The following is a 26106-nucleotide window of genomic DNA, read 5'->3' as shown; positions in this document are numbered from 1 at the left end:
GGCGGTGACTCCTCAGGTAGTGGGCTGAGCGGGCAGGAGACGGTCGAAGAGCAGCTGTACGGCGCCGGTCTCCGGATGCGGGACGCGATGCGCCCGCACGCCGAAGACCTCGGCCAGCAGCTCGGGGGTGAGCACGTCGTGCGGAGCGCCGGAGGCGACGATCCGGCCGCCGTCGATGACATGGAGCAGGTCGCAGTGGAGCGCGGCGAGGTTGAGATCGTGCAGCGCGGTGAGCACCGTCAGCCCGCTGCCACGCACCAGGGCGAGCACTTCCAGCTGCTGGGCGATGTCCAGGTGGTTGGTGGGCTCGTCGAGCACCAGCACCCGGGGTCGCTGGGCGAGCGCCCGGGCAATCAGGACCCGCTGCCTCTCGCCGCCGGAGAGGGTGAGGAAGCCACGGTCGGCGAGGTGGCCGGCGCCGACCCCCGCCAGCGCGGCCTCGCACGCCCCGCGGTCCTCATCGGTGGCCCGGGCCGCCGACCGTTGGTGCGGCAACCGTCCCATCGCCACGACCTCGGCGACCGTGAAATCGAATTCGGTGACCGACTCCTGGGGCAGTGCGGCCACCCGACGGGCACTTTCACGCGCACTCATGGCGTACAGGTCCTCACCGCCGAGCCGGACCGTACCGGCCGAGGGACGCAGCGCCCGGTAGACACAGCGCAACAGGGTCGATTTCCCGCTGCCGTTGGGCCCGACCAGACCGACCAGCTGCCCCTCGGCCGCCCCCAGCGTGACCTCTTCCACCAGCCGGGCACCCTCGGACTCGACGGTCAGTGCGTCGACGTCGACCCGCATCACATGCCTCCGAAGGTGTAGGAACGGCGGCGCATCAGCAGGACGAAACACGGCACGCCGATGGCCGCGGTCAGGACGCCCACCGGCAGTTCGACCGGTGCGAGCACCACGCGGGACAGGATGTCCACCCAGACCAGCAGGACGGCTCCGGCGAGCGGTGCGACGGCCAGCAGCCGCCGGTGGTCGGCGCCGACGAGCATCCGTACGGCGTGCGGAACCATCAGCCCGACGAAGCCGATCGCCCCACTCACCGCCACCACCGCCCCCGTGACGGCCGCGGAGACCAGGAACAGCTCCTTGCGCAGCCTCCCCGGGTCCACCCCCAGCGCGGCGGCCGTCTCGTCGCCCATGGCCAGGGCGTTCAGACGGCGCGCCGACCACGCGAGGTGGACGAGGCCGCCGAGCACCGCCCCCGCGGCGATCGGAACGGAGGCCCAATCGGCGCCGCCGAGGCTGCCGAGCAGCCACATCATCGCGGAACGAGCCGCCTCACCGCGCTCGGCCGCGAACACCATGAACGTGGTGACGGCCGAGAAACCGTAGAACATCGCGGTGCCCGTCAGAACAAGTCGCAGCGGGCTCAGGCCGCGAGGGGTACGGGCGATCGCGTACACCAGCACCATGGCCACAAGCGCGGAGAGGAACGCCGCCGTGGACAGGGCCCAGACGCCGAGCGCGCCGAAGGCTCCGAAGATGAGCACGGCGTTGGCACCCACGGCCGCACCCGAGGAGATGCCCAGCACGTACGGGTCGGCGAGCGCGTTGCGGACCATGGCCTGCACCGCGACGCCGATGGCCGACAGCCCGGCCCCGACGATCGCGGCCAGCACGGCCCGGGGAAAGCGCAGCTCCCAGACGATGGTGTACGCCGGCACCTGGCCGGGGGTTATGGACCCGCCCGTCGACCCGGCCCACAGATGGTGCAGCACCTCGCCCCAGGAGATCCCCGACGCCCCGATCCCCACCCCGCAGACGAGGGACACGGGCAGAGCGGCGCCCAGGCCGATCAGGAGAAGGGGCAGTGGAACGCGCCGGGGGGACGCGACCCCGGCTCCGGTACGGGGCGTGTGCGCGGGCTTGGCAGGTTCGGTTTCGAGGGTGGTGGCCACGGGCGGGTCGCTTTCGCCTCAGGCCGTGCCCCTGCGCAACAGAAGGAGCGGCCCCGGGCGCGGGGCGCCCTGCGCAGCACCTCTTCGCAGTCCACGGCGATTGACAGGAGCCTTCGCACCGCGGGTGATCGGGCTTGCGGGACCTCGGACGGGCTCCGCCTACCGTTGCGGGTCAGCGCCGGAATTCGACCGGACTTCCCCCGCGGGGCACGTGCAGCTTAGCCTGCCCACCAGGACACCCCCGCCGGTGGTGGCGGAGATCACCTTCCGCCGGGGTGGCCTGGAACTCTCACCGGACTTCTGTATCTGTCCTGGTCAACGGCCTGGCGGTGGGGAGTGCCGCTACAGGATCCCCGGCAGGGTCGAGCTGGTTCCGCGGTGCCGGGGTGCGCAGGACGTCGAACTCGTTGCCCTCGGGGTCGGCCGTGACCACCCAGCTCCGGTCTGAGCCCTGGCCCACGCCCACCTTGGCGGCGCCGAGGCCGAGCAGCCTGGTCACCTCGTCCTCGGTGCTGCCGTCGATCGGGCTGACGTCGAGGTGCAACCGGTTCTTCACGGTCTTGCCCTCGGGCACCCGGATGAACAGCGGGGTGGGCGGCATCTGGCGGGCGCGAACATCCTGGACGGTCGGCGCCCAGGAGCCGATCCCGACCTCGCCCTCGCTCCGGTCGATCACCTCGAAGTCCAGGACCTCGCACCAGAAGGCCGCGAGCCTCTCCGGATCGTGGCAGTCAACGGCCGGCTCGGTGAACCTACTTGTCATGACTCTCCCAGTCGGTGCTGTCGTCTGTTCACGACCGCTCAGGCTGGCCAAGAGGTGAGCGCGGCGTCTGGTCGCAGCCATTCGTCGAGGGCTGCTGCCAACCGGGAAGCAGCAGCCTGACGACTCCCCGAACGCTCTGTCCCACGGCCCGGCCAGGCGATAGAGTCCGGATGTGCGTTGATCTTCCGGGCGGCGGCCATGTGCAGCCGCAGACGGTGCCGGGCGCCTCCCGTACCAGGGGCCGCCCCAGCAGGCATACCCGTCATCACCTCACCGGAGATCCACCCCATGACTGCTCAGCAGCCTCTCGCCCACGACGCGTTCGTCGAACTCGCCGCCGCTGATCCAGCAGTCGTCGGCCTCGTCCTCAAAGGTTCCCGAGCCCACGACGGCATGATCACAGCACACTCCGACCACGACCTTTACGTGGTCATCGCCGATGACGCCACGACCGATCTCACCCGGTTCACGGGCCACCGCACCGCCCTGCTCGACCTCGTCATCGTCTCCCTCACCGAGTTCCGTGCAGCCGGGATGCCCGGTTCTGAACGCTACGGCCTCGCCCGTGCCCAGGTCCTGCTCGACCGGCTCGACGGAGGCATCGCCCGAATCCTCGCCGACAAGGCTCGGCTGCGTGCCGATGAGGCGTTCCAGGACTCCAGCGGCTGGCTCGACGCCTATGCCAACTCTCTCTACCGCTCCGTCAAGAACCACCGGGACGGCCAGGTTCTCGCCGCTCGCCTCGATGCCGCCGACAGCACTCGGTTTCTGCTGGAGCTGCTCTTCGCTCTCGACCGTCGCCCCCGCCCCTACAACAAGTACCTGGAGTGGGAGCTCGCCCGACACCCACTGCCGGGCTGGGACAGTGACATGCTGCTCCGTGCCGTGGACCGCGTCTCGGCGACAGGCGACGTACCCCTGCAGCGGCACCTGTTCACCCTGGTCGAGGCGGCGGCCCGAGAGGCCGGACACGGCGAGGTGCTGGACGCGTGGGGCGAGGACCTTGAGCTCATGCGACCGCGATAAAGGAACGAAGAGACTCCCTGCCGAGGTAGGTGTGTTCCGCCCGTGGCTCAGGCACGGGGAGTCCGGCAGGTCGAGCGTGAGCTGGAGCTGGAGGCGGGCGCGTGGGAACACATGGTGGAACTCGATCCTGGCTCCGCTGCTCGTCGGCTGGTCGCTGAGGGCGATGGGCGCCCGGGACCGGCTCATCCCCCGCGCCCCTGCGCGTCCGCCGGTCGGGCGCCGAGGGCGCGGGAGATGCCGCGCGCGGCCGTGCGGACCACGGGGAGGTGGGACCGGGCGGCGGCGTCAGGTCGAGGACCGCTCACAGGTCGAGGACGAGGCGGGGCAGGCGGCCCGGGAGACGCAGATCATCATGGTGTCGTTCGCGGCCTGCTCGTCGGGGGTGAGGAGGGAGTCGCGGTGGTCCACGGTGCCCTCGAGCACCGGCGTCTCGCAGGTACCACAGGTGCCCTCGCGGCATGAGGACAGCACCTGCACACCCGCCTGCTCGACGGCCTCCAGCACCGAGACACCGGGCGGCACCGTCACGGTGCGGCCGCTGCCGGCCAGCTCGACCTCGAACTCCTCCTCCGTGGCGGCAGGTTGCAGGTTCTGGGGGGCGAACCGCTCGGTGTGCAGGGCGGCGTGCGGCCCGGCCGACGTCGCCGGGCGGCAGGAACCACAGTCGGTGATCCCGGATGCCCGCGCCCGGACCCCGCTCTCGGGTCCGGGCGCGGGCCCGTCGCCGGGCCGTGTCGGGCCGGGAGTCGCGGCCGGGGGTCGCGGCCGGTTCAGGAGACGGCGCCGGCCGTCCCGCCGCCGCCGGTGGCGACGCCACCGATCGGCTTGGGCGCGGAGAAGGGAGGCGTGTCCTGTCGGCACGTCGTTCCGACCGGCGGGAGGGTGCCGTCGATCAGGTAGCGGCTCTCGTGTGCCTTGACGCAGCTGCTGGGGTTGATCAACGCGGTGTGCCCGTAGCCGTCGTTGGTGAGCAGACGGGCGTTGGCCAGTTCTTTGACCATGGCCTGCGCGTTCGAGTAGGGAGTGGCGGGGTCGTAGGCGGTACCGACCACCAGGACGGGGTGTGCCGTCGGCTTGTTCCACGGACCGCGGTAGCGGTCGGCGGCGACCGCGGGCCAGGTGGCGCACCCCGCGGCGGCCCAGGTCCAGAAGCGTCCGGCGTCGCCCGCACGAGCGGCGCTGTCCTCCTCCATGGCGTGGTAGACACCGGGGTCACGCGGGTTGGGGCTGTCGCCGCAGAGCACCGCGGCACCCTGTTCCTGGCCCAGGTACGGGTTCGGGTTCGGGACCGCTGGCGGGGGCGGGAGCGGGGCCGACTCCGGGACGCGGCCCCGCCACAGGTCCTGCAGCCGGCCGGCGAGGTCCGTCCACCCCGGGTGGACGACGTAGAGGCTGCTCACCGCGTCGGCGACCGTGCCGGCGTAGGTCCACGCGCCCACGGGCTGCTTCCGGAGCCGCTGCATCAGCTGGTCGAACTTGGTCCGGGTCGCTTTCGGGCTGCCGGCGGAGAAGGCGCAGTGGGCGGTGCTGGTGGACCCGCACAGGTCGAGGAACCTGTCCAGGGTCGCTGCCGCGCTGCCGTCCGAGCCCATGCGCAGGAACGTCGTGAGCCGAGGGTCGTCGGACGCGTGATTCGTCCAGGCCTGCGGGTCGATGTCGCTGTCGAGGACCATGGCGCGGACCTTGCCGGGAAAGAGGTTGGCGTAGGTGGCGCCCAGGATCGTGCCGTAGGAGATCCCCTGGTAGGTGAGGTGCGACTCCCCCACCGCCCGGCGGAGCAGGTCGAGGTCTCGGGCGGTGTCGGTGGTCGACACGTGGCGCAGCAGCTCGGGGTCACGCTGCTCACAGCGCCGGGCCAGGTCCTTGTACGCGGCGACGAAGGCCGCCCGTTCCTTCTCGCCCACCGGGAAGCCCGCCGGTTTGCCCGCGTTCCATTCGGCGGCTTCCTCAAGACTGGCGAAGCAGTTCACCGCGGTGCTGCTGCCGACTCCCCGGGGGTCCCAGCTGACGATGTCGAACCGCTCCCGCACCTCGCGCGGGAACTTCTCGTAGTTCTGCGGCATCTGCACCGTTCCGGGACCGCCGGGGCCGCCGGGGTTGAAGAAGAGGGTGCCGATGCGCCGGTCGGGGTCGGTCGCCTTCCGCTTGACGACCGCCAGTTCGAGCATGCGGCCACCCGGTCTGTCGTGGTCCAGCGGCACCTTCGCGGTCGCGCAGTCGAACTCGCTGCCTCGAACGCAGGGGCTCCAGTCCAGCCGTGGGACGGGCACCGAAGGTGCGGGCGTGCCGCCGGCCACGGCGAGGTCCTGGCCGGTCAGTACGGTCGAGCAGGTCACCAGCGCGGTGATGAGCGCGGCAGGGCGTCTGCGGCCCGCTGTGAATCGGCGTATGAGGGGCATGGGCATACTCCGTTCGTGGTTCTCCGTGGCTGGGCGCCCCGGGCCACCGATGCCCTGGCCGCGGTGCGCGTCCGGGTCCACGACACAGCGGTCCGCCGGTGCGCGCGCGGCAATGCCGCCGAACGGCCCAACCGCCTCGCTCCGGCCCGGCGCACTGTGGTAAGCAGCACCACCCACCTGGGTCGGCGGTCCACCCGCCGGATGCGGAGCGGTGAGCCGCTGACCGAGAACGGATCCGGGCGTGGCGCGGACCGCCTCCTCACCGGATCGATCACTTCCCGGCGTCCACAGTGCCCGGCGCCGGCCGGGCCGGCCGAGGAACGTCAGGCCGCCCGCCGCGACCGGTTCCCGTGGCCGCGGATGATGTCCGCGTACCGGTGGCCGGAGCCCTTGATGGTGCGGGTCTGGGTGGCGTAGTCGACGTGGACGAGGCCGAAGCGCTTGTCGTAGCCGTACGCCCACTCGAAGTTGTCCAGCAGGGACCAGGTGAAGTAGCCGGCGAGCGGGGCGCCCTTGCGGGCGGCGGACGCGCAGGCGGCCAGGTGCTGTTCCAGGTAGTCCTGGCGTTCCGGGTCGTCGATCGTGCCGTCGGGGCGGACCACGTCCGGGAAGGCGGAGCCGTTCTCGGTGACGTAGAGCTTGCGTGCGCCGTAGTCGTTCGTCAGGCGCAGCAGCAGCGTCTCGATGCCGCTCGCGTCGATCTCCCAGTCCATGCCGGTGCGCGGGACATCGGCGCGGCGCACGAAGGCCGCCTGCGGTGCCGGGCCGTCGAGGTCGGCCGCCACCACCTGGGGGAAGTAGTAGTTGAGGCCGAGCCAGTCGAGCGGGGCCGCGATGGTCGCCAGGTCCCCGGGGAGCTCCGGGAGTTCGACTCCGTAGACCTCGCGCATGTCGGCCGGGAAGCCGTAGCCGTGCACGGGGTCCAGCCACCAGCGGTTGGTGTGGCCGTCCATGCGGACGGCGGCCGCCCGGTCCTCGGGGCTGTCGGTGGCGGCGTGGATCGTGGAGAGGTTGTTGACGATGCCCACCTGGGCGTCCGGGGCGGCGGCGCGGATCGCCCGCGCGGCGAGGCCGTGGCCCAGCAGCAGGTGGTAGGAGGCGCGGACCGCCGCCGTCAGGTCGGTCAGGCCCGGCGCCATCCTGCCTTCCAGGTGGCCGATCCAGGCCGAGCACAGGGGCTCGTTGAGGGTGGCCCAGTGGTGCACGCGGTCGCCGAGGCGTTCGGCGACCGCCGCCGCGTACGCGGCGAAGTGCTCGGCGGTGTCGCGCTCCGGCCAGCCGCCGCGGTCCTGGAGGACCTGCGGCAGGTCCCAGTGGTAGAGGGTGACGGACGGGGTGATGCCCGCCTCGAGCAGGCCGTCGGTCAACTGGTCGTAGAAGTCTAGGCCCTTGGCGTTGACCGGGCCGTCGCCGCCGGGGACGACCCGGGGCCAGGCGATGGACAGGCGGTAGGCGTTGGTGCCGAGGCGGCGCATCAGGTCGATGTCCTCGCGCCAGCGGTGGTAGTGGTCGCAGGCGGTGTCGCCGTGGTCGCCGTTGTCGATGGCGCCGGGGGTGTGCGCGAAGGTGTCCCAGATCGACGGCGAGCGGCCGTCCTCGGCCACGGCTCCTTCGACCTGATAGGCCGAGGTGGCCGTGCCCCACAGGAAGTCGTGCGGGAGGGCGGCGTAGTCGATGGTCACAGAAGTCCCTTCGATGTCAGGTGCGTTGATCCGTCAGATGTATTGATTCGACAGACGTTCCGGGCCGTCAGATGCGTCGGTTCGTCAGGCCTGTCAACAGGTGCGTCACTTGACGGCTCCTGCCGTCAGGCCTGCGACAAGGTAGCGCTGCAGCAGCAGGAAGCCCGCGACCACGGGGACGCTCACCACGAGCGAGGCCGCCATGATCTGGTTCCAGTACACGTCGTTGAGGGTGGAGTAGCCCTGGAGTCCCACGGCGAGGGTGCGGGTGGTGTCGTTGGTCATCACCGACGCGAACAGCACTTCGCCCCAGGCCGTCATGAAGGCGTAGACGGCGACCGCGACGATGCCGGGGATCGCGGCCGGCACGACGACCCGGAAGAGCGCGCCGAGCGGACCGCAGCCGTCGACCAGCGCGGCCTCGTCCAGGTCCCGCGGGACCGAGTCGAAGTAGCCGATCAGCATCCAGATGGAGAACGGGAGGGAGAACGTCAGGTACGTCAGGATCAGACCGCCTCGCGAGCCGAACAGGGCGATGCCCGTGGCGTTGCCGATGTTGACGTAGATGAGGAACAGCGGGAGGAGGAAGAGGATACCGGGGAACATCTGCGTCGACAGCACGGTCACCGTGAAGACGCGTTTGCCGCGGAAGCTGTGGCGGCTCACCGCGTAGGCGGAGAAGACCGCGATCACCACCGAGCAGACGGTCGCCGCGCCCGCCACGATCAGCGAGTTCACGAAGTACCGGGCGAGCGGGACGGTGGACCAGATGTCGATGTACGGGCGGATCGTCAACTCGCTCGGCAGCCAGCGGAACTTGCCGGTGACGTCCGCGAGCGGCTTCAGCGAGCTGGAGATCATGACGTACACCGGGATCAGCACGAAGCCGGTGAGCAGGGTGAGGAAGATCCGCCGGGACCAGAGGAACGAGCGGGGCGGCGCCATCGGGGAGGCGATCGTCGTCCTCGGTGAACTAGGCATGTGACGGCCTCCGTCGGCGCGAGGTGAGGACGAGGTACACGCCCGTCACGACGAGCAGGAACAGCAGGAGCAGCACGGACATGGCGGAGCCGGTGCCGAAGTTCCAGGTGACGAAGGACGCCTGGTAGATGTGGACCGAGATGAGGTCCGCGGCCTCGGGGGCGGTCTTGCCGAACAGGACGAACGGGGTGTTGAAGTCGTTGAACGTCCACAGGAACAGGACCAGCACCAGGACCTGGTTGACCGGGCGCAGCGACGGCAGGGTGATGCGGCGGACCTGTTGGATCATCCCGGCGCCGTCCAGCGCGGCGGCCTCGTACAGTTCACGGGGAATGTTCTGCAGGCCGGCCATGACGATCAGGAAGGCGAACGGCCAGCCCTTCCACACGGACACCGTCAGCAGCGCGAAGAAGCTGTTGTCGCCGATCAGCCAGAAGGACGGCTTGTCGGTGAGGCCGAGCTGGTCGTGCAGGACATGGTTCACCAGGCCGTTGTCGTGCTGGAACATGAACACCCAGGTGATGACGGCCGCGTAGACCGGCAGGGCGTACGGCACCAGGAACAGGGCGCGCAGCAGGCCGCGGCCGCGGAAGGTGTCCTGCAGGTAGATCGCGGCGGCGGTGCCGATGAGCCAGCACAGGCCGACCGACAGCACGGTGAAGGCGACGGTGACGAAGAAGGAGTGGAGCAGGGCCGCGCCGACGGGGGCGTCGAAGTCCACCGACACCTTGTAGTTGTCGAGGGCGGCCCACGGCGCGGTGCCCCAGTCACGGATGTAGAACTGGGTGAGCTCCTTGAAGCTCATGACGATGCCGATCACCATCGGCACCAGGTGGACCAGGAGTTCGAGGAGCAGTGCGGGCAGCAGGAGCAGGTACGGCAGTCCGACGCGGCGGATCCGCCCGGGGCGGCGGGGGCCGCGCGCCGCACCGGGGGACGTCTTCCGCACGGCGGCCTCCCCTGGGGCAGTGACTGGGGCAGTGGCGGTCATGGCGGTGTCGGGGCTCACTTCTTGGGCATCTGCTGCTGGGCCTTGGTGAGTGCGGCCTTGACCGAGCCGGTGGTCACCTCACGGCCGCCGGCGGCGTCGGCGAACAGGTCCTTGATCGCCGTTCCGACGGCGGTCTCGAACTGGGACTCGTCGGGGACCTGCGGCAGCGCCACGGCACTGTTGGCGAGGGTGTCCTTCAGGACGGCGTTGGCCGGGGAGTTGAAGGCGGCGTCCTCCTGGGCGGCCCTGACCGGCGGGATGGAGCTGTAGGCCGTGTTGAGGATCTTCTGCTCGGCGTCACTCGTCATGAACTTCACGAACTCGGTGGCGCCGTCGAGGTTGTCGCTGTTCTTGAAGACGGCCAGGTTGATGCCGGCGACCATCGAGTTGACCTGCTTGCCCGCGCCCGGGGTGCCGGACTGCACGGGCACCGGCGCGATGCCGTAGTCGTCCTCGCTCATGCCCTGGGACGTGAGGTTGGCGGACGCGGACTGCCACAGCAGCATCGCCGTCCTGCCCTTGGCGAAGTCGCTCACGGACTGGTTCTGGGCGTACTCGGCGTTGCCCGGGGCGATGATCTTGTCCTTGGCCATCAGGTCGACGTACTGCTTGACCGCGGTGACCGCACCGTCGTTGGTGAAGTCGGGCTTGCCGTCGGCGGTGAAGAAGTCGGCGCCGTGCTGCTTGGCGAAGACGAAGGCGTGGTGGATGTTCTCGGAGGGGTTCGAACCCTCCATTCCGATCCCCCACTTGCCGCCCTTGGACACCTTCCTGCCGGCGGCGATCAGCTCGTCCCAGGTGGCGGGCGGGACGTCGACGCCCGCGTCGGCGAGCATCTGCTTGTTGTAGTAGAGGGCGTACGCCATCGAGTACAGCGGGACGGCGGCCGGGTCCTGGCCCTCGGTGCCGGTGGAGCCGAGTGCGGAGTCGACGAAGCGGTCCTTGCCGCCGATCCTGTCGAAGTTCTTCGCGTCCCACGGCAGCAGCGCGCCCGTCGCCTGGAGCGAGGCGGACCAGGTGTTGCCGATGTTGAGCACGTCCGGGCCCTGGCCGGAGGTGGTCGCGGTGAGGATCCGGTTGAGCAGGTCGGACCAGGGCACGACTTCGAGCTTGACCTTGATGCCGGTCTGCTTCTCGAACTTGTCCAGCTCGGGCTGGAGCACCTTCTTGTCGATCTCGATGCTGGCTCCCTGGTTGGAGGCCCAGTAAGTGAGCTCCTCGGGCGAGTCGCCGGACCCGCCGCCCGTGCTCGAACCGCCTCCACAGGCCGAGGCGGCGAGTGCGAGAGACAGGACGACGGCGCCGGTGGCCGCGGCTCGGATACTGCGCATGGCTCCTGATGTGCCTTTCCGGGGGTGCGGGCAGGGAGTGGAGAAGGATGGCGGGGTCGGCGACTCATGTCTTAATTTAGGACGTGAGTTAAACCCTCTGAAGGCGGCACGTCAAGGGTTTGGACGGAGTCGCCCAACTCTCGCCGCGCCTCTTGACGCATCTGTTCCACGGATGAACCATCAGCGGCGAGAGAGCGCTCCCACCTCCCCCACACCGTTCACTTCCTGAACCAGGAGAGCCCCCATGATCTCCGACTCCCCCTCCACCCAGCCGTCCCCCGACGATCCCCGTGCCGCCGTCCGCCGCCGGGCCGTCCTCGGAGCCGCGGCCGCCGCGCCCGTGCTGGCGGCACTGACCACCACGGCCTCCGCCGCACCGGCCGCCTCCGCCGCACCGGCCACCCCTCCCGTCGCGGCGAAACCCGGGAAACCGCGCCGACTGCGGGCCGGCGGCGACCTCGGTCCGAACGTGATCGTCTTCGACCCGTCCACGCCGGGCATCCAGGCGAAGCTGGACGAGGTGTTCGCCCGCCAGGAATCGGACCAGTTCGGCCCGGGTCGCTACCAGTTCCTGTTCAAGCCGGGCACCTACCACGGACTCAACGCCCAACTCGGTTTCTACACCTCGATCTCGGGCCTCGGCCTCTCCCCCGACGACACCACCATCAACGGCGACGTGACGGTCGACGCCGGCTGGTTCGACGGCAACGCCACGCAGAACTTCTGGCGTTCGGTGGAGAACCTGGCCCTCGTCCCGGTCAACGGCACCAACCGCTGGGCGGTCGCCCAGGCCGCCCCCTTCCGCCGGATGCACATACGCGGCGGCCTCAACCTCGCGCCCGCCGGCTACGGCTGGGCCAGCGGCGGCTACATCGCCGACAGCCGGATCGACGGAGTGGTCGGCCCGTACTCGCAGCAGCAGTGGTACACCCGGGACAGTTCGGTCGGCGGCTGGACCAACGCCGTGTGGAACATGGTGTTCTCGGGAGTCGAGGGCGCCCCCGCGCAGAGCTTCCCGGAGCCGCCCTACACCACGCTCGCCCGGACACCGATCTCCCGCGAGAAGCCGTTCCTGTACCTGGCCGGCGCCGACTACCGCGTGTTCCTGCCCGCGCTGCGCACCGACGCGCGCGGCGTCACCTGGGGCAACGGCACCCCGCGCGGCACCTCCCTGGCCCTGGACCGTTTCTACGTCGCCAAGCCCGGCGACTCCGCGGCCACCCTCAACCAGGCGCTCGACCAGGGCCTCAACCTGCTTCTGACGCCGGGCATCTACCACGTCGACCAGCCGGTCCGGGTCAACCGCGCGAGCACGGTCGTCCTCGGCCTCGGCTACGCCACCCTGATCCCCGACAACGGCGTCACCGCCCTGAAGGTCGCCGACGTCGACGGCGTACGGCTGGCCGGCTTCCTCGTCGACGCCGGACCGGTCAACTCCCCCACCCTGGTGGAGATCGGCCCGAACGGCGCCTCGAGGGACCACTCCCGTGACCCCATCACCGTCCAGGACGTGTTCATCCGGATCGGCGGCGCGGGCCCCGGCAAGGCGACCACCAGCATGGTGGTCAACGCCCGGCACACCATCGTCGACCACACCTGGATCTGGCGCGCCGACCACGGCGAGGGCGTCGGCTGGGAGACCAACCGCTGCGACTACGGCGTCGTCGTCAACGGCCCCGACGTCCTGGCGACCGGCCTGTTCGTCGAACACTTCAACAAGTACGACGTGCAGTGGAACGGCGAACGTGGGCGCACGATCTTCTTCCAGAACGAGAAGGCCTACGACGCGCCGAACCAGGCAGCCGTCCAGAACGGCTCGATCAAGGGATACGCCGCGTACAAGGTCGGCGACCACGTCACCACCCACGAGGGCTGGGGCATGGGGAGTTACTGCTACTACAACGTCAACCCGTCGATCGTGCAGCACCACGGCTTCGCCGCCCCGAACCGCCCGGGGGTCCGCTTCCACCACCTCTTGGTCGTGTCGCTCAGCGGCCACGGGCAGTACGAGTGCGTCATCAACGACACGGGTTCGCCGACGTCGGGGACCAGCACCGTGCCGTCGAAGGTGGTGTCCTACCCCTGACCCCGGTACGCGGTGCGCGACCGAACGACTCATCGCGCCAAGGGAGTTCCAGCTGGCGACGTCCGCGGAGCAAGCTCGGCGGATGACCGAGAGCGCCGGCGGGGCGGCGTACTCCGACGCGGTGTCGGAGTACGCCGCCCTCGGGCGGGGTGAGTTGCGGAAGGCGGCCCGCGCCGGCATGGCGGTTACTTCGGGTCGCGGTTGAACGTCGAGGTCGACCAGAAGTAGCCGAGCACCGCGAGACCCAGGCACCAGGCGACCGCGAGCCACCCGTTGTGGCCGATCTCGCTGCCGAGCAGCAGGCCCCGGAGGGTTTCGATGGCGGGGGTGAAGGGCTGGTACTCGGCGACCGGCTGGAACCAGCCGGGCATGGCGTCGACCGGGACGAAGGCGCTGGACAGGAGCGGCAGCAGGATCATCGGCATCGCGTTGTTGCTGGCGGCCTCGGCGTTCGGGCTGACCAGGCCCATGCCGACCGCGATCCAGGTGAGGGCCAGGGTGAAGAGCACGAGCAGGCCGAGGGCCGCGAGCCATTCCAGGGCGGTGGCGTCACTGGAGCGGAAGCCGATGGCCACGGCGACGGCGCCGACGAGGACCACGCTCGTGATCGACTGGAGCACGCTGCCGGCGACGTGTCCGACGAGCACCGAAGGGCGGTGGATGGCCATCGTGCGGAAGCGGGCGATGATGCCCTCGGTCATGTCGTTGGCGACGGAGACCGCGGTCCCGATCACGGTGGATCCGATGGTCATCAGCAGCAGGCCGGGGACGATGTAGGCGATGTAGGCAGAGCGGTCCGGACCTCCGCCGTCGATGCCCGCGCTCATGGTGTCGCCGAAGACGTAGACGAAGAGCAACAGCAGCATGATCGGCGTGAGCAGCAGGTTGAGGGTGAGGGACGGGTAGCGCCGGGCGTGCAGGAGGTTGCGGCGCAGCATCGTGTTCGAGTCGCGCGCGGCGAGGGAGAGGGAGCTCATCGGACAGCCTCCTCGGGCTGGTCGGGGATGCCGGTGGAGCCGGTCAGGGCGAAGAACACGTCGTCGAGGTCGGGGGTGTGCACGGTCAGCTCGTCCGCCTCGATGCCGGCCGAGTCCAGCCGGTCGAGGAGGGAGCGCAGCTCGCGCTGGCTGCCGTCGCTGGGGATCCGCAGCGCGAGCGCCTCGTCGTCCCGGGTCACCTCGCTCAGCGCGAAGGCGGCGGACCGGTAGGCGGCCGGGTCGGTGAAGCGGAGCCGGACGTGCCCGCCGGGGATCATCCGCTTCAGCTCCTCGGCGGTGCCCTCGGCGACGATCCTGCCGTCGTTCAGCACCGCGATACGGTCGGCGAGCTCGTCGGCCTCCTCCAGGTACTGGGTGGTGAGGAAGACGGTGACGCCCTCGGAGACGAGCTCGCGGATGATCTGCCACATGGTGTGGCGGCTGCGCGGGTCGAGGCCGGTGGTCGGCTCGTCGAGGAAGATGATCCGCGGGTCGCCGACGAGGGTCATGGCGATGTCGAGGCGGCGTTTCATGCCGCCGGAGTAGCTCTGGGCGGGCTTCTTCGCGGCATCGACCAGGTCGAACCGCTGCAGCAACTCGGCGGTGACCCGCCGCCCCTCGCGCCTGGGCAGGTGGTGCAGGTCCGCCATGAGAAGCATGTTCTCCTCGCCGGTGATCAGCCCGTCGACGGCGGAGAACTGCCCGGTGACGCCGATCGCGGCACGCACGGCCTGCGGGTCGGTGGCGAGGTCGTGGCCCGCGACCTGAGCCTGCCCGCCGTCGGCGGCGATGAGCGTGGACAGGATCTTCACGGCGGTGGTCTTGCCGGCGCCGTTCGGCCCGAGCAGCGCGAACACGGACCCGGCAGGGATGCGCAGATCGATGCCGTCGAGGACGGTCTTGTCGCCGTACGACTTGCGCAGACCGACGGCGGAGACGGCAGCCGGCGACGGGTGACCGTCACCCTTTCCGGATGCGGGCATGACAAAAGAAGGCATGGGCCCTCCCATTCGAAGGCTGAAGTGGCGTGGGGTGCGTGAGTCGAGACCGGCTCTTCCGGGATCAGGCCTTGGCTCGGCGGATGTCGATGTTGCCGTACCGGGTGCGGGCTCGGACCTTGACGGTGCCCTCGGTCTCCTCCGGGGTCTCGGACGCGGTGAGCGTGTTGCGTACCTGGCCGGAGTCCGAGCTGACGTCGAGCCAGGCGGCCGTGCCCTCGCGGACGCCGACCTCGATGGCCCCGTAGGAGGTCTCCAACTGGACGGCACCGCAGGCCACTTCGCCCACGCGCAGGGTGCCGTGGGCGGTGGTGGCGGTGACCGAGGCCTCGGCTCGCCGGATCTCGATGTCGCCGTTGGCACCACTCACCCGCAGTTCACCGGTCGCGGCGCCTACGGTCGTGGTGCCGTGCGAGTTCTTCAGGACGGCGGGGCCGTCGAGGAGACCGACGCGCAGGCTGCCGGAGCTGGTGGTGATCTCGGCCATGCCCTCGACCCGGTCCACGGTGATCGAGCCGTGCGACGCGGTCAGCTTCAGCGGGCCGGTCGTGTCGAGGCGGACGTCGCCGGACGAGGTCTTCACGCGGACCTCGCCGAGCCGGTCCTCGCCGAGCACCTGGACCCAGGAACCGGTCACGTCGACGTGCGAGCCCGTGGGCAGCTCGACCGTCACGTCGACGGTGCCGGTGCGGCCGAACAGGTTGGACTTGGGCGTCCTGACGGTCAGGACACCGTTCGCGTACGTGACCTCGGTCTGGGCGGCCGTCCGCACGTCCAGCTCCTTCTTCGGGTCGCGGGGACGCACATCGACGTCGGTGTCGGGGCGGTCGCCCGCGGTGAACCGGATGGAACCGGCATCCACGTGCGCGGTGACCGAGATCGGTTCGGGAGTGTCGAAAGAAGGCATGGCTGTCCCGTCCTCTTGAGTCTTCAGGACGTCCCTGCTGGTGGGACGCGGTGTGGGTGAAGTGGTGCGGGCAGGGGTGCGGCTAGCGCACCCAGCCCGTGAAGCTCTGTCCGATGGTCCGGGTCCTCTCCGTCGGCCGCGGTCGCGTACCGCCGTCGACCGCGGCCGACACGGCCCGCACCAGCCACGCGTTGACCGACAGGCCCTCGCGGCTCGCGGCCTCCTCGGCGCGTGCCTTGAGGCGGGCCGGCAGGCGCAGATTGACGCGGGCGGTCCCGCCTTCGTCGCCTTCGGCGACCGCCTGCGCCCTGAGCCGTTCGACGGGCGCGACCGGCTCCGTGGGGCCGCCGACGGGCGGCGGCGTCACCACGAAGTCGGGGTCCAGCCCGCGCAGCCGTACGTCGACCGAGCCGGGGGCGAGCTCTCGGGTGATCTCGTCCATCGCGGCGGAGAGCACATTGAGCAGGGTCAGGCGGGTCGCCGACTCCAGAGGCGCGGTGAGCCGTTCGGCCAGCTCGCGGGCATCTTCCCCGCCGGCTTCGGCGGCCACCGCGAGTTCACGGCGGAGGGTGTCGACATACGGGGTGAGGTCCATGGCGCCATGGTGGCACCGTTAAGGCGCCACGCGCAAGCCGAATGGCGGCATTTCTGGTTCGACATCTGAAGCAGTCGGTTCACCTGGAGAAACGCACTGATTCCCGCCTGAGCAATTGCGGCGCCATGCTTACTCATGCGCTTTCGAGAGCATGGGATGGCACCAATTGGCACCGGACAGCGCCAAGCGGCGCCATCCGATGCCATCCGGCGCCACACCGATTGCAGGGGCCGTCGACCTCAAGCACCCACCGTTGGCCACCGCCCTGTCCGCGGGCGCGGGCCGGCATGGCGACTACCGTGCCGGGACGGGCGCCGGGGCATAGCCGGTCGGCCGGGTGGTGAAGGTGCCGCGGCCCTGGGTGCGGCTGCGCAGGCGGGTCGCGTAGCCGAACAGTTCGGCCAGCGGCACCGTCGCGGTGACGACGGTGCCGCCCGGCCGGGTGGCCGAGCCGGTCACCCGGCCGCGGCGTGCGGCCAGATCGCCGAGCACCCCGCCCACCGCGTCCTCGGGCACGGTGACGATGACCTCGACCACCGGCTCCAGCAGCACCATCGCGCAGGCCCGCAGGGCCTCCCGCAGACCGAGCCGACCGGCGGTGCGGAAGGCGGTGTCCGAGGAGTCCTTCACATGGGTCGCCCCGTCGGTGAGCGTGACGCGCAGACCGGTCACCGGATGACCGCCCAACGGCCCCTCGGCCAGGGCGTCCCGGCAGCCGGCCTCGACCGCACGGACGTACTCCTGCGGCACGCACCCGCCGACGACGGCCGAGCGGAACTCGAACCCGGTACCCGGGGTGCCCGGGGTGCCCAACGGCTCGACGTCGAGCACGACGTGGGCGAACTGGCCCGCCCCGCCGTCCTGTTTGACGTGCCGGAAGGCGAACCCGGACACCCCGCGGCCGACGGTCTCCCGGTAACTGACCCGGGGGCGGCCCACGTTGACGGCCGTCCCGTGATCGCGCCGGATCTTCTCCACCGCGACCTCCAGATGCAGCTCCCCCATGCCGGACAGCACCGTCTGACCGGTCTCCGGGTCGGTCCGCGCCACCAGTGAGGGGTCCTCCTCGACGAGCCGCGCGAGTGCCGACGCCAGACGTCCGGTGTCGGTGCCCCGCAGCGCCTCGAGCGCCACGGACACGACGGGCTCGGCGGCACCCGGAGGCTCCAGGACCAGCGGAGCGGAAGGTGCGCACAGGGTCGATCCGGCACGGGCGGACTTCAGCCCGACCACGGCGACGATGTCCCCGGCGACCGCCCGGTCCAGCGGGGCGTGCCGGTCGGCCCGGACCCGCAGGATGCGGCTGATGCGCTCGGTGCGGCGGGCGGTCGCGTCCCACACGGTGTCTCCCCTCTCGATCGTTCCCGAGTACAGGCGCAGGTGGGTCAGTCGTCCGGTGGACGTGGCGTTCACCTTGAACGCGAGGGCGGCGAACGGTGCCTCGGGGTCGGCGGGACGGTCCTGCTCACCGGTGCCGTCCTCGCGCGTCCCGCGCACGGGCGGCACGTCGAGCGGGGACGGAAGGTAGGCGAGGACGGCGTCCAACAGGGGTTCGACACCCCGGTTGCGGTACGCCGAGCCGCACAGCACGACGACACCCTCGCCACTGCGGGTGAGGTCGCGCAGGGCGGAGGTGAGCGTGCGGGCGCTGAGCGCGCCCGTGTCGCAGAACTCCTCCAGCGCGCCCGGATGCAGTTCGGCGACGGCCTCCTCCAGCGTCCGGCGCCGATGGCGGGCCTCCTCCCGCAGGTCGTCCGGCACGGGGCCGTCGTGGGCCGTCGTGCCGTCGTCGGTCCAGGTCAGCGTCCGCATGCGGATCAGGTCGACGACACCGGTGAAGGCGTCCTCGGCACCGATCGGCAGCTGGACCACCAGGGGTGAGGGGTGCAGCCGCTCGCGGATCGAGGCGACGGCGGCGTCCAGTTCGGCACCGGCACGGTCCATCTTGTTGACGAACGCGATGCGCGGCACACCGTGCCGGTCGGCCTGCCGCCACACCGACTCGCTCTGCGGCTCCACACCGGCGACCGCGTCGAACACCGCGACCGCGCCGTCGAGTACGCGCAGCGAGCGCTCGACCTCGTCGGCGAAGTCGACGTGCCCGGGGGTGTCGATCAGGTTGATGCGGTGACCGTCCCAGGTGCAGCTGACGGCGGCGGCGAAGATCGTGATGCCCCGGTCGCGCTCCTGCGGGTCGAAGTCGGTGACGGTGGTGCCGTCGTGTACCTCGCCCCGCTTGTGCGTGGTGCCGGTGGCGTACAGGATCCGCTCGGTGACGGTGGTCTTGCCAGCGTCCACATGGGCGAGGATGCCGAGGTTGCGGAAGGCGGCGAGGGGGTCGGCGTGCAGGAGGTTGCGCATGGCCCGTGGCCTTTCGGTGCTCTGTGACAGGGCAGCGCGATTCCCGGACGGGACGAACGGTGTGTGGGCAGGCGGGCAGGCGAACGCCCTGAACGCAAACGCGTCCAGGACCCGGACCGTCAGCTGTGTCGTCTCGTCACGACATCCGGCGCCGGCCGCGCAGCGGGCACCGGACGGACGAAGACACCAGGATCACCATGGACCGCGAGGAGGACCAGGAGGACCGGGAACGGGGAGCGACAGCAGCGGCACGGACACGCACGGCTGGACTCCCCTCAACGGTCACGGATACGCGACCCCATGACGAGGGGGCCGCGCTTGCTGGTTGTCGAGTGTAGGGAAGGACGGGAGAACGAGGCCACGGCTTTTCCGGCAACGCACGAGGCCGCCACAGCGGTCGGCCGGATGGGGCCGGTCGGATCGGCACGGGCTTCGGGGCCAGGACGGGTACGCGTCAGCCGACCGGGTCGGTCGGCTCCGGCGACGGGTCGGGCGGGACCTGGGGGACCGCGGGCGGCTGGGCCGTCGGAGACGGGATGGTCAACTGCTGAACCGTCGGTGCCGTGGCCGTCGGCGGCTGGACCGCAGACAGCGGAAGTGCCGGCGCCGGGACGCCCACCGGCGCCTGCTGCTCAGCCAGGATCAGGGCACTGGACGGGACGGCGACGCGCAGTTCGTGCAAGCCCAGAAGGGCGGTGTACAGATGCTCGGGGCCCTTGTAGGCGTCGTAGGCCAGGACGAGTCGGGCACGCGTCTCCAGTTCCTGCCAGGCATAGCGTCTGCGGAGGTTCGTCATGTGGCGGGCGTCCGCCCGCAGGAAGGTCGACCCGGCCGAGAACCCCGCGGCCAGAAGGGCCAGGATGGCCGCGGGCACCCGCGCTTCGACAGAGGCCAGACCCGCCGCGCCCGAGATGCCGGCGAGGACCGCCGCGGGGAAACCCAGGCTGAGATAGGCCGCGTGCCAGAGCTTGGCACGGCGCTGCGCCCGCCGTGCGCCGATCCGGGCCTCGGTGATGAGCTTCTCGACCTCGGCACGCAGCGCGAGCAGCCGTGCGTCGCCGACGGCACCCTGCGCGGCTCCGGCGGAGGTACTGTCGGGCACGAATCCCCCTTTCTGACAAGGGAGTTGGGTCTATCAACCCTGAGTGTAGGGCTGCGCCCGGATTGACGACAGGGAACGCACCCGCGTCACCCGTACGGGATCAGCGGCTACCGGAGCTCCTGTACTGTGCGCACGACCCGGTAAACCTGACCGGCGTGAGGCCACGCGGGTCACGGCAGCCTGTGCGGAGCGAGAGCGCTCCTCGCCGGAAACGCGGTCGGGGTGGGTCCGTCAGGTCTGATGTCCGTGGGGGACGGCTCCCTCAGCGACTGACGGCGGTCAGCGGTGAAGTCGGGGATGCGCTGCGGTGCCTCGCGCCGGAACTGAGACAGGTGCTGCAGGCCATGGTGCTCGACGGGCTGTCCGTCCGGGAGACCGCGGTCCTGCTCGGACTGCCCGAGGGCACGGTCAAGACCCGTGCCCACCGGGCCCGGACAGACACGGGAGGAATCGGCCTGCACTCACCTCCTGCGGATGCTGACCGGAACCGGAAACCCGCCCTCGGGCGGGAGCACACCGCAGGGCGTCCATCTGGTCCATCTGTACGACGTGCCAAGCGGGTTGCCCGGCACCGGTCTACCCTCGTTGCAGATCTCCGCGGTTCACCTGGGCGAGGAGCGGTGGTTCGGACTCCCCTTCGTAACCGAGGTGGAGTTCCCGCCGCGCCCGGGTGGCCATGACGTAGTAGGACATCCGCAGTGCGGCGGAGGTCGGGTCGGTCGCGGCGTCCTCGTGGGTGTCGGGGATGACGACCGTGTCGAACCCCAGTCCCTTGGCGCTGCGGCGGTGCACGATCACGATGCCGGGCCGGCCGAGGTCGAGGTTGCGGTACTGCCCGCCCCTCGACTGCGATGTGTACAGCTGGGGCTTGAGCCGCGGCGCCCGTTTCTGGATGCTGCCGAGCAGGGAGAACTGGGTGTGCTTGGAAGCGGCGATCACCCCGATGCTCCTCTTGGGCTGCGTCTCGGCCAGCAGGACGAGCAGGTCCGCGACGCCCCGCTCGTGGAAGCGGTGCAGGCGCGGCGGCGGGCCCTGACGGGCCGGCAGGGCAGGGATGCCGGTTCCGGTGTGGAAGTGCGCGGCGAAGGACGCGATCTGCTCGGTGTTGCGGTGGTTGCCGGCCACATCGTGGCGGGTGCACTTGCCCAGGTTCCGGGCGATCTCGTCGAGGGTGGAGTTGGTGTCGGTGAGCCGCTGGCACTCGTCCGCGTAGACGGTCGTGCGCGCCTTGAGCATGCGGACGAGCAGGTAGAACTGCGGGGGAAGGTCCTGGCCTTCGTCGACGACCAGGGCGGCGCCGACGGCTCCCGCCGGTTCGGCGGCCCGGTTTAGGAGTGCGTCCCAGTCGTACCAGCCGTCGCCGCCGGCCGGTGGGGTGGTTCCGTACCACTCGGCGAGCCAGCTGTGGACGGTCATGACACGGATCGAGCGGTCCGCGGGCCCCAGTGCGTGCACCGTACCGGCGAGCGACTGCCGCAGCAGGTTGGAGTAGGTCAGCAGGATCACCGGTGTGCCGGTGAGGGCCAGCATGACGGCCCGCTGGCCCGCCAGGACGCTCTTGCCGCTGCCTGGCGGGCCGCTGATCAGGTGGTTGCCGTCGAAGGGCAGCTCGTCGAGGCCGGCCCGCTGGTCGGGGTCGAGGTCGAGGTAGGTGATGGTCACGGCTGCTCCAGAGCGGTGGCCGCGGCGGTGCGGGCCGCGGCGACGACGGACTGCAGGTATCCGGGGACGCGTTCGCCTCCGACGACGAGGACACGGTCCAGGAGGGAGTTGCCGGTCTCGCAGCTGGTCTCCGGGAGCAGGGCGCAGGCGTGGCAGGCGGCCCTGTTGAGGTTGCCGAAGCCCTGGCCGCTGTGTTCGGCGCACAGGGGGTCGGCCGAGCACCAGGCTGCCGACTCGGTCATCCGTAGCAGTGTTTCGGCCAGCCGCGGGGGTTCGCCCTGGCGGACGAGTCCGCCCAGGGTGCCCTCGGCGTCTCCGTCGGCGGTGTAGACGAGGATGCCGTACTGGTCCTGCTCGGGGCGGGCGTAGATCCGCTCGCGCAGGCTCGCGGTCGTGTACCCGGACTCGAAGGACAGCTGGCGGATGAGGAGGTGGGCGAGGGTGTGCAGAAGGACGAAGCGGGGGGCGAGTTCGGGTCCGGTCACACTCTCCAGACGGTCCTTCTGGAACGAGCGGTCGAGGTCGGTGCGCATGCCTTCGACCCGTCGGCGAACCTCCGTGTCCTGCTCCCATTCCCGGAGCGCGTCGCGGTCCAGGGTGAGGAAGACGCCCTCGCCGAAGACCTCGACGGCGGGCAGCCACTTCAGTCGGCGGGACGTGTCGGCGGGGACGACGGTGGCGTCCGGGGAGACCCGGGTGAAGCCGGACAGGGCCCGGACCTCGCGGAGGCGGTCGGCGAGCACGATGCGGCCGAAGCGGCGGGCGAGCCCAGCCCACGGTTCGTCCGTCTCCCCCGCCAGCCCGAGCGTGGTCTCGCGCAGGGCGAAGTCACGGGTGGCGGGCGGGGCGGGCGCCGTGAACGCGGCCCATTCCTCCCGGCTCAGGTCGGGGCGGGCGGGGCCGGTGGGCGTCTGTTCCGGGGAGGCGGCCACGGCGGGGGCCGCCTGTCCCGTCTCCTCCGCCAGGAGGGCGTCCATCAGGCTGTCGTCGGCTCCGGTGTCCTCCTGGATCATCTCCCGGAAGGCGGCGGCGCGCGGTGAGGCGGGGTCCCTGCACAGCAGGACCCACAGATGATGTTCACGGACCCGGGCCGCGTGCGCGTCGTCGGTGTGCACGGGGACGTCGGTCTCGGGGATGTCCAGCGCCGAGTGCACGACGGGGTAGTAGAGGTTGCCCGCCGTGCGCTGCACGATCTGCACCGGACGCGGGCATGCGACGGCCTCGCTCGCACGCTGCCACGGGTTGCGTCCCGAGCAGCGCATACCGTGGGTGCCGAGGATGTCGAGCAGGTCCCGGGTGGCGCCGCACCCCTTGGCCGTGCAGGCGACGGAGAGCGCTTCGAGGCCGGAAGCCCGTTCCGAGACGAGGAACCGCAGCCTCTCGCGTTCCTCACAGCGCCGCCGCTCGCCGCCGTCGCGCCGCGAGTGCGCCCAGAACCACCAGTCGACGTCGCCGAGGTGCCCGGCCTGGCAGATCTGCACGAACCGCATCGGTGCCAGGGTCCGCGCGGGGGTGCAGGACGGGCAGCGCGGCGCCTGGCCGTGCTTCTCGTCGGCGATCCGCCGGCGTTTCATGCGCCGGCAGGCACCGCAGAACAGCCAGGAGGGGAAGCGGATGTACGGTGCTCCGGGCGCGTCGGCGACATCGAAGCGGTCGTTGGCGGTGGCGGGCGCGGCGTGGAAGCCGGTGACGCCGAGCCGGTCGGCGAGCCGGGGTGAGTCGATCCGCTGCTTGGTGCGGGTCGGCCAGTCGCCGATGCCGGCGGCCACGAACGACTCGCCCTGGATGTCGAAGACGGCCCCGACCCCGAAGGGCACCACGGTCTGCGACTGGTGTACCCGGAGTGTGCGGCTCACAGGTCGGCTCCCTTCACTGTCACCTGGCATTCCCGGTCGACGTTGCGCATGGAGTTGGGTGTCTCCCACAGGCCGTAGAGCTGTTCGAAGCTCTTGATGAGGTTGGACTGGCCCTTGCCCTGGCTGCGGTAGTACAGCTCGCGGCCGTCCTTGCGGGCCTGGCGGGCGAGGTCCTCCCAGTCCGCGACCAGCCCGGCGAGTTCCTTGCGGACCGCGTCCCCGGCAGTCGGCTCGGCGGTCTCCGCCCGCTGCGCCAACTCTTCGATCAGCTTTCCCACTTCGGGCAGCCGGTCGAGGATCCGCCCGGCCTGGTTCTCGGCCGCAAGACCGAGCCGGTGCCGTACGAGGACCACGAGCACGGCGTGCAGGGCGCGGCGGCGGGAGGGAACCGACCAGGGTGTGACGCTGGTCGGCTCGACGTGCCGGTAGAGGGCTCGGTGGTACACGTCGAAGGTCTCGTAGTGCGAACGGTCCCTGGGGCGGGTGGCGTTGAAGAAGGTCACCACGAGTCCGGGAACGGCGTGCCGGCCCACGCGGCTGGTGGCCTGGATGTACTCGACGGTCGTCTTGGGCTGGCCCTGCATCAGCATCAGGGCGAGCCGTTTGACGTCGACGCCCACGGACAGCATGTTCGTGCAGGGCAGGAAGGACACCGACTTCGGGTCGTTCCAGCTCTTCTCCAACCGGTCCAGCAGCACCGGTTGCTCGGCCCGGGGCAGGTTACTGGTCAGCTCCTCCACCTGGGCGTCCGGCAACGGACGTACTCCCGCACCGGAGTCGAGTCCGGCGAGCTGGGCGGGGATGTCGTCGGCGGCGGCGGTGCGGCCGAGTTCGCGCAGGCTGTGGTGGTAGGCGACCAGGGTCCAGTAGGCGTCCCGGTGTTCCTCCGGGAGCTGCCACGCCCCCTGGAGCAGGGCGGCCGCGGTGGCCACGGAGGCACGGCCGGCGGTGTGTCCCTGGGCCATGACACCGAGGTAGCGGCGGCCTGGGCGGGAGGTGTCGGGCTCGGCGAAGTAGGAGTGGCGGGCGTCGAGTCCGGCGGGTGGGAAGAGCTGGACGTCTCCCCCGTACAGGGCGCGGACCTGTTCACCGGAGCGGCGGATGGTCGCCGTGGACGCCACGACCTTGGGGCCGGTTCCGTCCGGTGCGGTGCACAGTCCGAGGACGGCGGCCTCGTACAGGCCCGTGGTGGTGCCGAGCGGGCCGGTGAGCAGGTGGAGCTCGTCCTGGATGACGAGGGACGGCGGCAGATGGCCGGTCCCGGCTCCGAGGAGCCGTCCCGCCCGCTGTTCCCAGGCGAGCCGGGCGAACTTGTCGACGGTGCCGAGGACGAAGGTGGGCGGATTGTCGTACAGGTGCTCGTCCACGACGGCGACGTGCAGTTCGTCGTGGAAGAGGCACGCGTCCCTCGGGCAGAAGAAGGCGAAGGAGTCGGCGCCCGCACGCACTCCGTAGTCGTCGATGTCGGGCGACTTGTGGGCGGGCAGGATGCGCGTGCCGCACCAGGGGCAGCGGTCCAGGACGAACACGTCGTCGGGGGTGGCGGCCTGGCGTGCGTCGTCGAAGGCGCGGCGCGCCTTCTCGTAGCTGTTCGCGGTGGTGGTCTCGCCGACCCACAGACCGATGGAGAAGGGCTCCTCGCCGTACGTGGCCGGGTCGGCGCGGCGCATGGACTCCAGCGCGCACACGGTCGTGGCGGCGCGCTGGAACTGCTGCGTGGTGAGCAGGCTGAGGGTGTACCGGCTGAGTACGGCCGTCCCGCCGCCGTCCCGCTCACCCCGGCGGAGCACCATGACGAACGCGGCGAGCAGCAGGTACGCCTCGGTCTTGCCGCCACCGGTCGGGAACCAGATCAGGTCCGTCACGGCACGGTCCGGGTGGCGGGGGTCGGCGGTCCCGTCGACGGCCAGCAGGAAGAACGCCAACTGGAAGGGGCGCCAGGTGGCGTCCGCGTACGGCTGCGGGTCCGGTGGTACGCCGTCGTCCCGGCGGGGGCGCCGGGTGCCGGCGAGGTCGGCGGCGGAGTGGCGCATCTGCAGTGCCATGGCGCGGTTGGCGGCCCGGAAGGCGTGCAGCAGTTCGGGGCGCCGCGGGTCGCAGAGGGTCCGTACCCCGGACTCGATGCGGGTGACGGCGGCGCTGATGCGGTCGAGGACGCGCCGGGCGGCTTCCCTGCCCCAGTCGGGCACCTCGCTGTCGAGCTGGTTGAGCTGTCCCACGTACCAGGCGCGGTAGGCGGCGGCGAACTCGGCCAGTTCCTCCCTCAGTTGATCGGCGGAAACGGCGGGGTCGTCGAGGTGGGTGAGCCTGACCAAGGATCTGATCCTCACTGAGCACGACCGCATGGCCGCAACCAGCGTCAGCCTGGAGAACCCGTTGGTGGACGGCGAGAACTACACCTCCACCCTCACCCCGTCCCCGGGTCACGGCCCCCGGCACCCCGCCTGACCGCCCGACGGTCGCCGCGCACACCCCGATCATC

General features: G+C 70.9%; 20 protein-coding genes, 2 pseudogenes and 1 riboswitch. Of the genes and pseudogenes, 4 read left to right on the top strand and 18 right to left on the bottom strand.

All coding sequences use genetic code 11. The annotated features are described in order from the left end of the window. Positions 1-12: 12 nt before the first annotated feature. The 3 genes from AC6F7H_RS26305 to AC6F7H_RS26295 all read right to left on the bottom strand — a co-directional run bounded on the left by AC6F7H_RS26305 (position 13) and on the right by AC6F7H_RS26295 (position 2670). Positions 13-798, bottom strand: coding sequence for an ABC transporter ATP-binding protein (locus AC6F7H_RS26305; RefSeq protein WP_500759490.1), 786 nt, complete (start codon positions 796-798; stop codon positions 13-15). Then, a complete protein-coding gene (locus AC6F7H_RS26300) occupies positions 798-1907 on the bottom strand; it encodes a FecCD family ABC transporter permease (protein ID WP_500759489.1) in 1110 nt (369 codons plus the stop codon). Before AC6F7H_RS26300 ends, AC6F7H_RS26305 begins: the two co-directional genes overlap by 1 nt. A gap of 102 nt (positions 1908-2009) precedes the next feature. Next, a riboswitch (cobalamin riboswitch) is annotated at positions 2010-2130 on the bottom strand. A gap of 66 nt (positions 2131-2196) precedes the next feature. After that, entirely contained in the window at positions 2197-2670 is a 474-nt protein-coding gene (locus AC6F7H_RS26295; RefSeq protein ID WP_500759488.1) for a VOC family protein, read from the bottom strand. Between the two features lie 288 nt (positions 2671-2958). Here AC6F7H_RS26295 and AC6F7H_RS26290 point away from each other — a divergent pair, with 288 nt between their 5' ends. After that, the gene (locus AC6F7H_RS26290; RefSeq protein ID WP_500759487.1) at positions 2959-3696 is read left to right on the top strand and encodes a hypothetical protein; all 738 of its coding nucleotides are present in this window, start codon (positions 2959-2961) and stop codon (positions 3694-3696) included. Between the two features lie 301 nt (positions 3697-3997). On the opposite strand, the pseudogene AC6F7H_RS26285 reads toward AC6F7H_RS26290, so the two are convergent. The 6 genes and pseudogenes from AC6F7H_RS26285 to AC6F7H_RS26260 form a co-directional block, all read right to left on the bottom strand. Further along, a pseudogene (locus AC6F7H_RS26285) lies at positions 3998-4326 on the bottom strand (2Fe-2S iron-sulfur cluster-binding protein); the annotation flags it as partial. A 140-nt stretch (positions 4327-4466) separates the two neighbouring features. Beyond that, entirely contained in the window at positions 4467-6095 is a 1629-nt protein-coding gene (locus AC6F7H_RS26280; RefSeq protein WP_500759486.1) for an alpha/beta hydrolase, read from the bottom strand. Between the two features lie 323 nt (positions 6096-6418). Beyond that, the gene (locus AC6F7H_RS26275) at positions 6419-7777 is read right to left on the bottom strand and encodes a GH1 family beta-glucosidase (protein WP_500759484.1); all 1359 of its coding nucleotides are present in this window, start codon (positions 7775-7777) and stop codon (positions 6419-6421) included. Between the two features lie 105 nt (positions 7778-7882). Then, complete coding sequence (locus AC6F7H_RS26270; RefSeq protein ID WP_500762066.1) at positions 7883-8722, bottom strand: carbohydrate ABC transporter permease; 840 nt, start codon at positions 8720-8722, stop codon at positions 7883-7885. Between the two features lie 28 nt (positions 8723-8750). Further along, positions 8751-9749, bottom strand: coding sequence for a carbohydrate ABC transporter permease (locus AC6F7H_RS26265; RefSeq protein ID WP_500759482.1), 999 nt, complete (start codon positions 9747-9749; stop codon positions 8751-8753). Between the two features lie 14 nt (positions 9750-9763). Continuing rightward, positions 9764-11080, bottom strand: a complete 1317-nt coding sequence (locus AC6F7H_RS26260; RefSeq protein ID WP_500759481.1) for an ABC transporter substrate-binding protein — start codon at positions 11078-11080, stop codon at positions 9764-9766. A gap of 244 nt (positions 11081-11324) precedes the next feature. Here AC6F7H_RS26260 and AC6F7H_RS26255 point away from each other — a divergent pair, with 244 nt between their 5' ends. Further along, positions 11325-13166 carry a pectate lyase-like domain-containing protein gene (locus AC6F7H_RS26255; protein WP_500759479.1) on the top strand — a complete coding sequence of 614 codons (1842 nt, stop codon included), beginning with the start codon at positions 11325-11327 and terminating at the stop codon, positions 13164-13166. Between the two features lie 82 nt (positions 13167-13248). Beyond that, positions 13249-13371, top strand: coding sequence for a hypothetical protein (locus tag AC6F7H_RS26250; protein WP_500759478.1), 123 nt, complete (start codon positions 13249-13251; stop codon positions 13369-13371). Here AC6F7H_RS26250 and AC6F7H_RS26245 read toward each other — a convergent pair. The 6 genes from AC6F7H_RS26245 to AC6F7H_RS26220 form a co-directional block, all read right to left on the bottom strand. Further along, positions 13352-14143: an ABC transporter permease gene (locus tag AC6F7H_RS26245; protein WP_500759476.1), complete on the bottom strand. Its 792-nt coding sequence runs from the start codon at positions 14141-14143 to the stop codon at positions 13352-13354. The genes AC6F7H_RS26250 and AC6F7H_RS26245 overlap by 20 nt on opposite strands. Continuing rightward, on the bottom strand, positions 14140-15141 hold the full coding sequence (locus AC6F7H_RS26240; RefSeq protein ID WP_500759475.1) for an ATP-binding cassette domain-containing protein: 1002 nt from the start codon (positions 15139-15141) through the stop codon (positions 14140-14142). Before AC6F7H_RS26240 ends, AC6F7H_RS26245 begins: the two co-directional genes overlap by 4 nt. Before the next feature lie 64 nt (positions 15142-15205). Continuing rightward, on the bottom strand, positions 15206-16048 hold the full coding sequence (locus AC6F7H_RS26235; protein ID WP_500759473.1) for a DUF4097 family beta strand repeat-containing protein: 843 nt from the start codon (positions 16046-16048) through the stop codon (positions 15206-15208). 82 nt (positions 16049-16130) lie between these two features. Beyond that, positions 16131-16643, bottom strand: a complete 513-nt coding sequence (locus AC6F7H_RS26230) for a hypothetical protein (protein ID WP_500759471.1) — start codon at positions 16641-16643, stop codon at positions 16131-16133. 294 nt (positions 16644-16937) lie between these two features. Then, a complete protein-coding gene (gene fusA, locus AC6F7H_RS26225; RefSeq protein ID WP_500759470.1) occupies positions 16938-19004 on the bottom strand; it encodes an elongation factor G in 2067 nt (688 codons plus the stop codon). A 454-nt stretch (positions 19005-19458) separates the two neighbouring features. Next, positions 19459-20106 (bottom strand): hypothetical protein, encoded by a 648-nt coding sequence (locus tag AC6F7H_RS26220; protein WP_500759469.1) that lies wholly within the window; start codon positions 20104-20106, stop codon positions 19459-19461. 278 nt (positions 20107-20384) lie between these two features. On the opposite strand from AC6F7H_RS26220, the pseudogene AC6F7H_RS26215 reads away from it, so the two are divergent. Then, positions 20385-20540: pseudogene (locus AC6F7H_RS26215) on the top strand (RNA polymerase sigma factor); the annotation flags it as partial. Positions 20541-20682: 142 nt separating this feature from the next. Here AC6F7H_RS26215 and AC6F7H_RS26210 read toward each other — a convergent pair. From AC6F7H_RS26210 to AC6F7H_RS26200, 3 genes are read right to left on the bottom strand one after another with little or no spacing between them, the layout of a single operon-like run. Continuing rightward, a complete protein-coding gene (locus AC6F7H_RS26210) occupies positions 20683-21768 on the bottom strand; it encodes a DEAD/DEAH box helicase (protein WP_500759468.1) in 1086 nt (361 codons plus the stop codon). Beyond that, on the bottom strand, positions 21765-23624 hold the full coding sequence (drmB, locus tag AC6F7H_RS26205; RefSeq protein WP_500759466.1) for a DrmB family protein: 1860 nt from the start codon (positions 23622-23624) through the stop codon (positions 21765-21767). The genes AC6F7H_RS26210 and drmB overlap by 4 nt, the downstream gene beginning before the upstream one ends. Next, the gene (locus AC6F7H_RS26200) at positions 23621-25939 is read right to left on the bottom strand and encodes a helicase-related protein (RefSeq protein WP_500759465.1); all 2319 of its coding nucleotides are present in this window, start codon (positions 25937-25939) and stop codon (positions 23621-23623) included. Before AC6F7H_RS26200 ends, drmB begins: the two co-directional genes overlap by 4 nt. Positions 25940-26106 lie beyond the last annotated feature (167 nt).

This window comes from Streptomyces sp. MMS24-W38, from assembly GCF_059889265.1.
This window is presented reverse-complemented; position numbering and strand designations above follow the sequence as displayed.

Bases quoted from the DNA above. Each gene is read 5' to 3' on its own strand.
- AC6F7H_RS26295 (WP_500759488.1), bottom strand. From the start codon at position 2,670: ATGACAAGTAGGTTCACCGAGCCGGCCGTTGACTGCCACGATCCGGAG.
- fusA (WP_500759470.1), bottom strand. From the start codon at position 19,004: ATGCGCAACCTCCTGCACGCCGACCCCCTCGCCGCCTTCCGCAACCTC.
- AC6F7H_RS26265 (WP_500759482.1), bottom strand. From the start codon at position 9,749: ATGACCGCCACTGCCCCAGTCACTGCCCCAGGGGAGGCCGCCGTGCGG.
- AC6F7H_RS26305 (WP_500759490.1), bottom strand. From the start codon at position 798: ATGCGGGTCGACGTCGACGCACTGACCGTCGAGTCCGAGGGTGCCCGG.
- AC6F7H_RS26240 (WP_500759475.1), bottom strand. From the start codon at position 15,141: ATGCCTTCTTTTGTCATGCCCGCATCCGGAAAGGGTGACGGTCACCCG.
- AC6F7H_RS26245 (WP_500759476.1), bottom strand. From the start codon at position 14,143: ATGAGCTCCCTCTCCCTCGCCGCGCGCGACTCGAACACGATGCTGCGC.
- AC6F7H_RS26270 (WP_500762066.1), bottom strand. From the start codon at position 8,722: ATGGCGCCGCCCCGCTCGTTCCTCTGGTCCCGGCGGATCTTCCTCACC.
- AC6F7H_RS26235 (WP_500759473.1), bottom strand. From the start codon at position 16,048: ATGCCTTCTTTCGACACTCCCGAACCGATCTCGGTCACCGCGCACGTG.
- AC6F7H_RS26260 (WP_500759481.1), bottom strand. From the start codon at position 11,080: ATGCGCAGTATCCGAGCCGCGGCCACCGGCGCCGTCGTCCTGTCTCTC.
- AC6F7H_RS26280 (WP_500759486.1), bottom strand. From the start codon at position 6,095: ATGCCCCTCATACGCCGATTCACAGCGGGCCGCAGACGCCCTGCCGCG.
- AC6F7H_RS26290 (WP_500759487.1), top strand. From the start codon at position 2,959: ATGACTGCTCAGCAGCCTCTCGCCCACGACGCGTTCGTCGAACTCGCC.
- AC6F7H_RS26255 (WP_500759479.1), top strand. From the start codon at position 11,325: ATGATCTCCGACTCCCCCTCCACCCAGCCGTCCCCCGACGATCCCCGT.
- AC6F7H_RS26230 (WP_500759471.1), bottom strand. From the start codon at position 16,643: ATGGACCTCACCCCGTATGTCGACACCCTCCGCCGTGAACTCGCGGTG.
- AC6F7H_RS26250 (WP_500759478.1), top strand. From the start codon at position 13,249: ATGACCGAGAGCGCCGGCGGGGCGGCGTACTCCGACGCGGTGTCGGAG.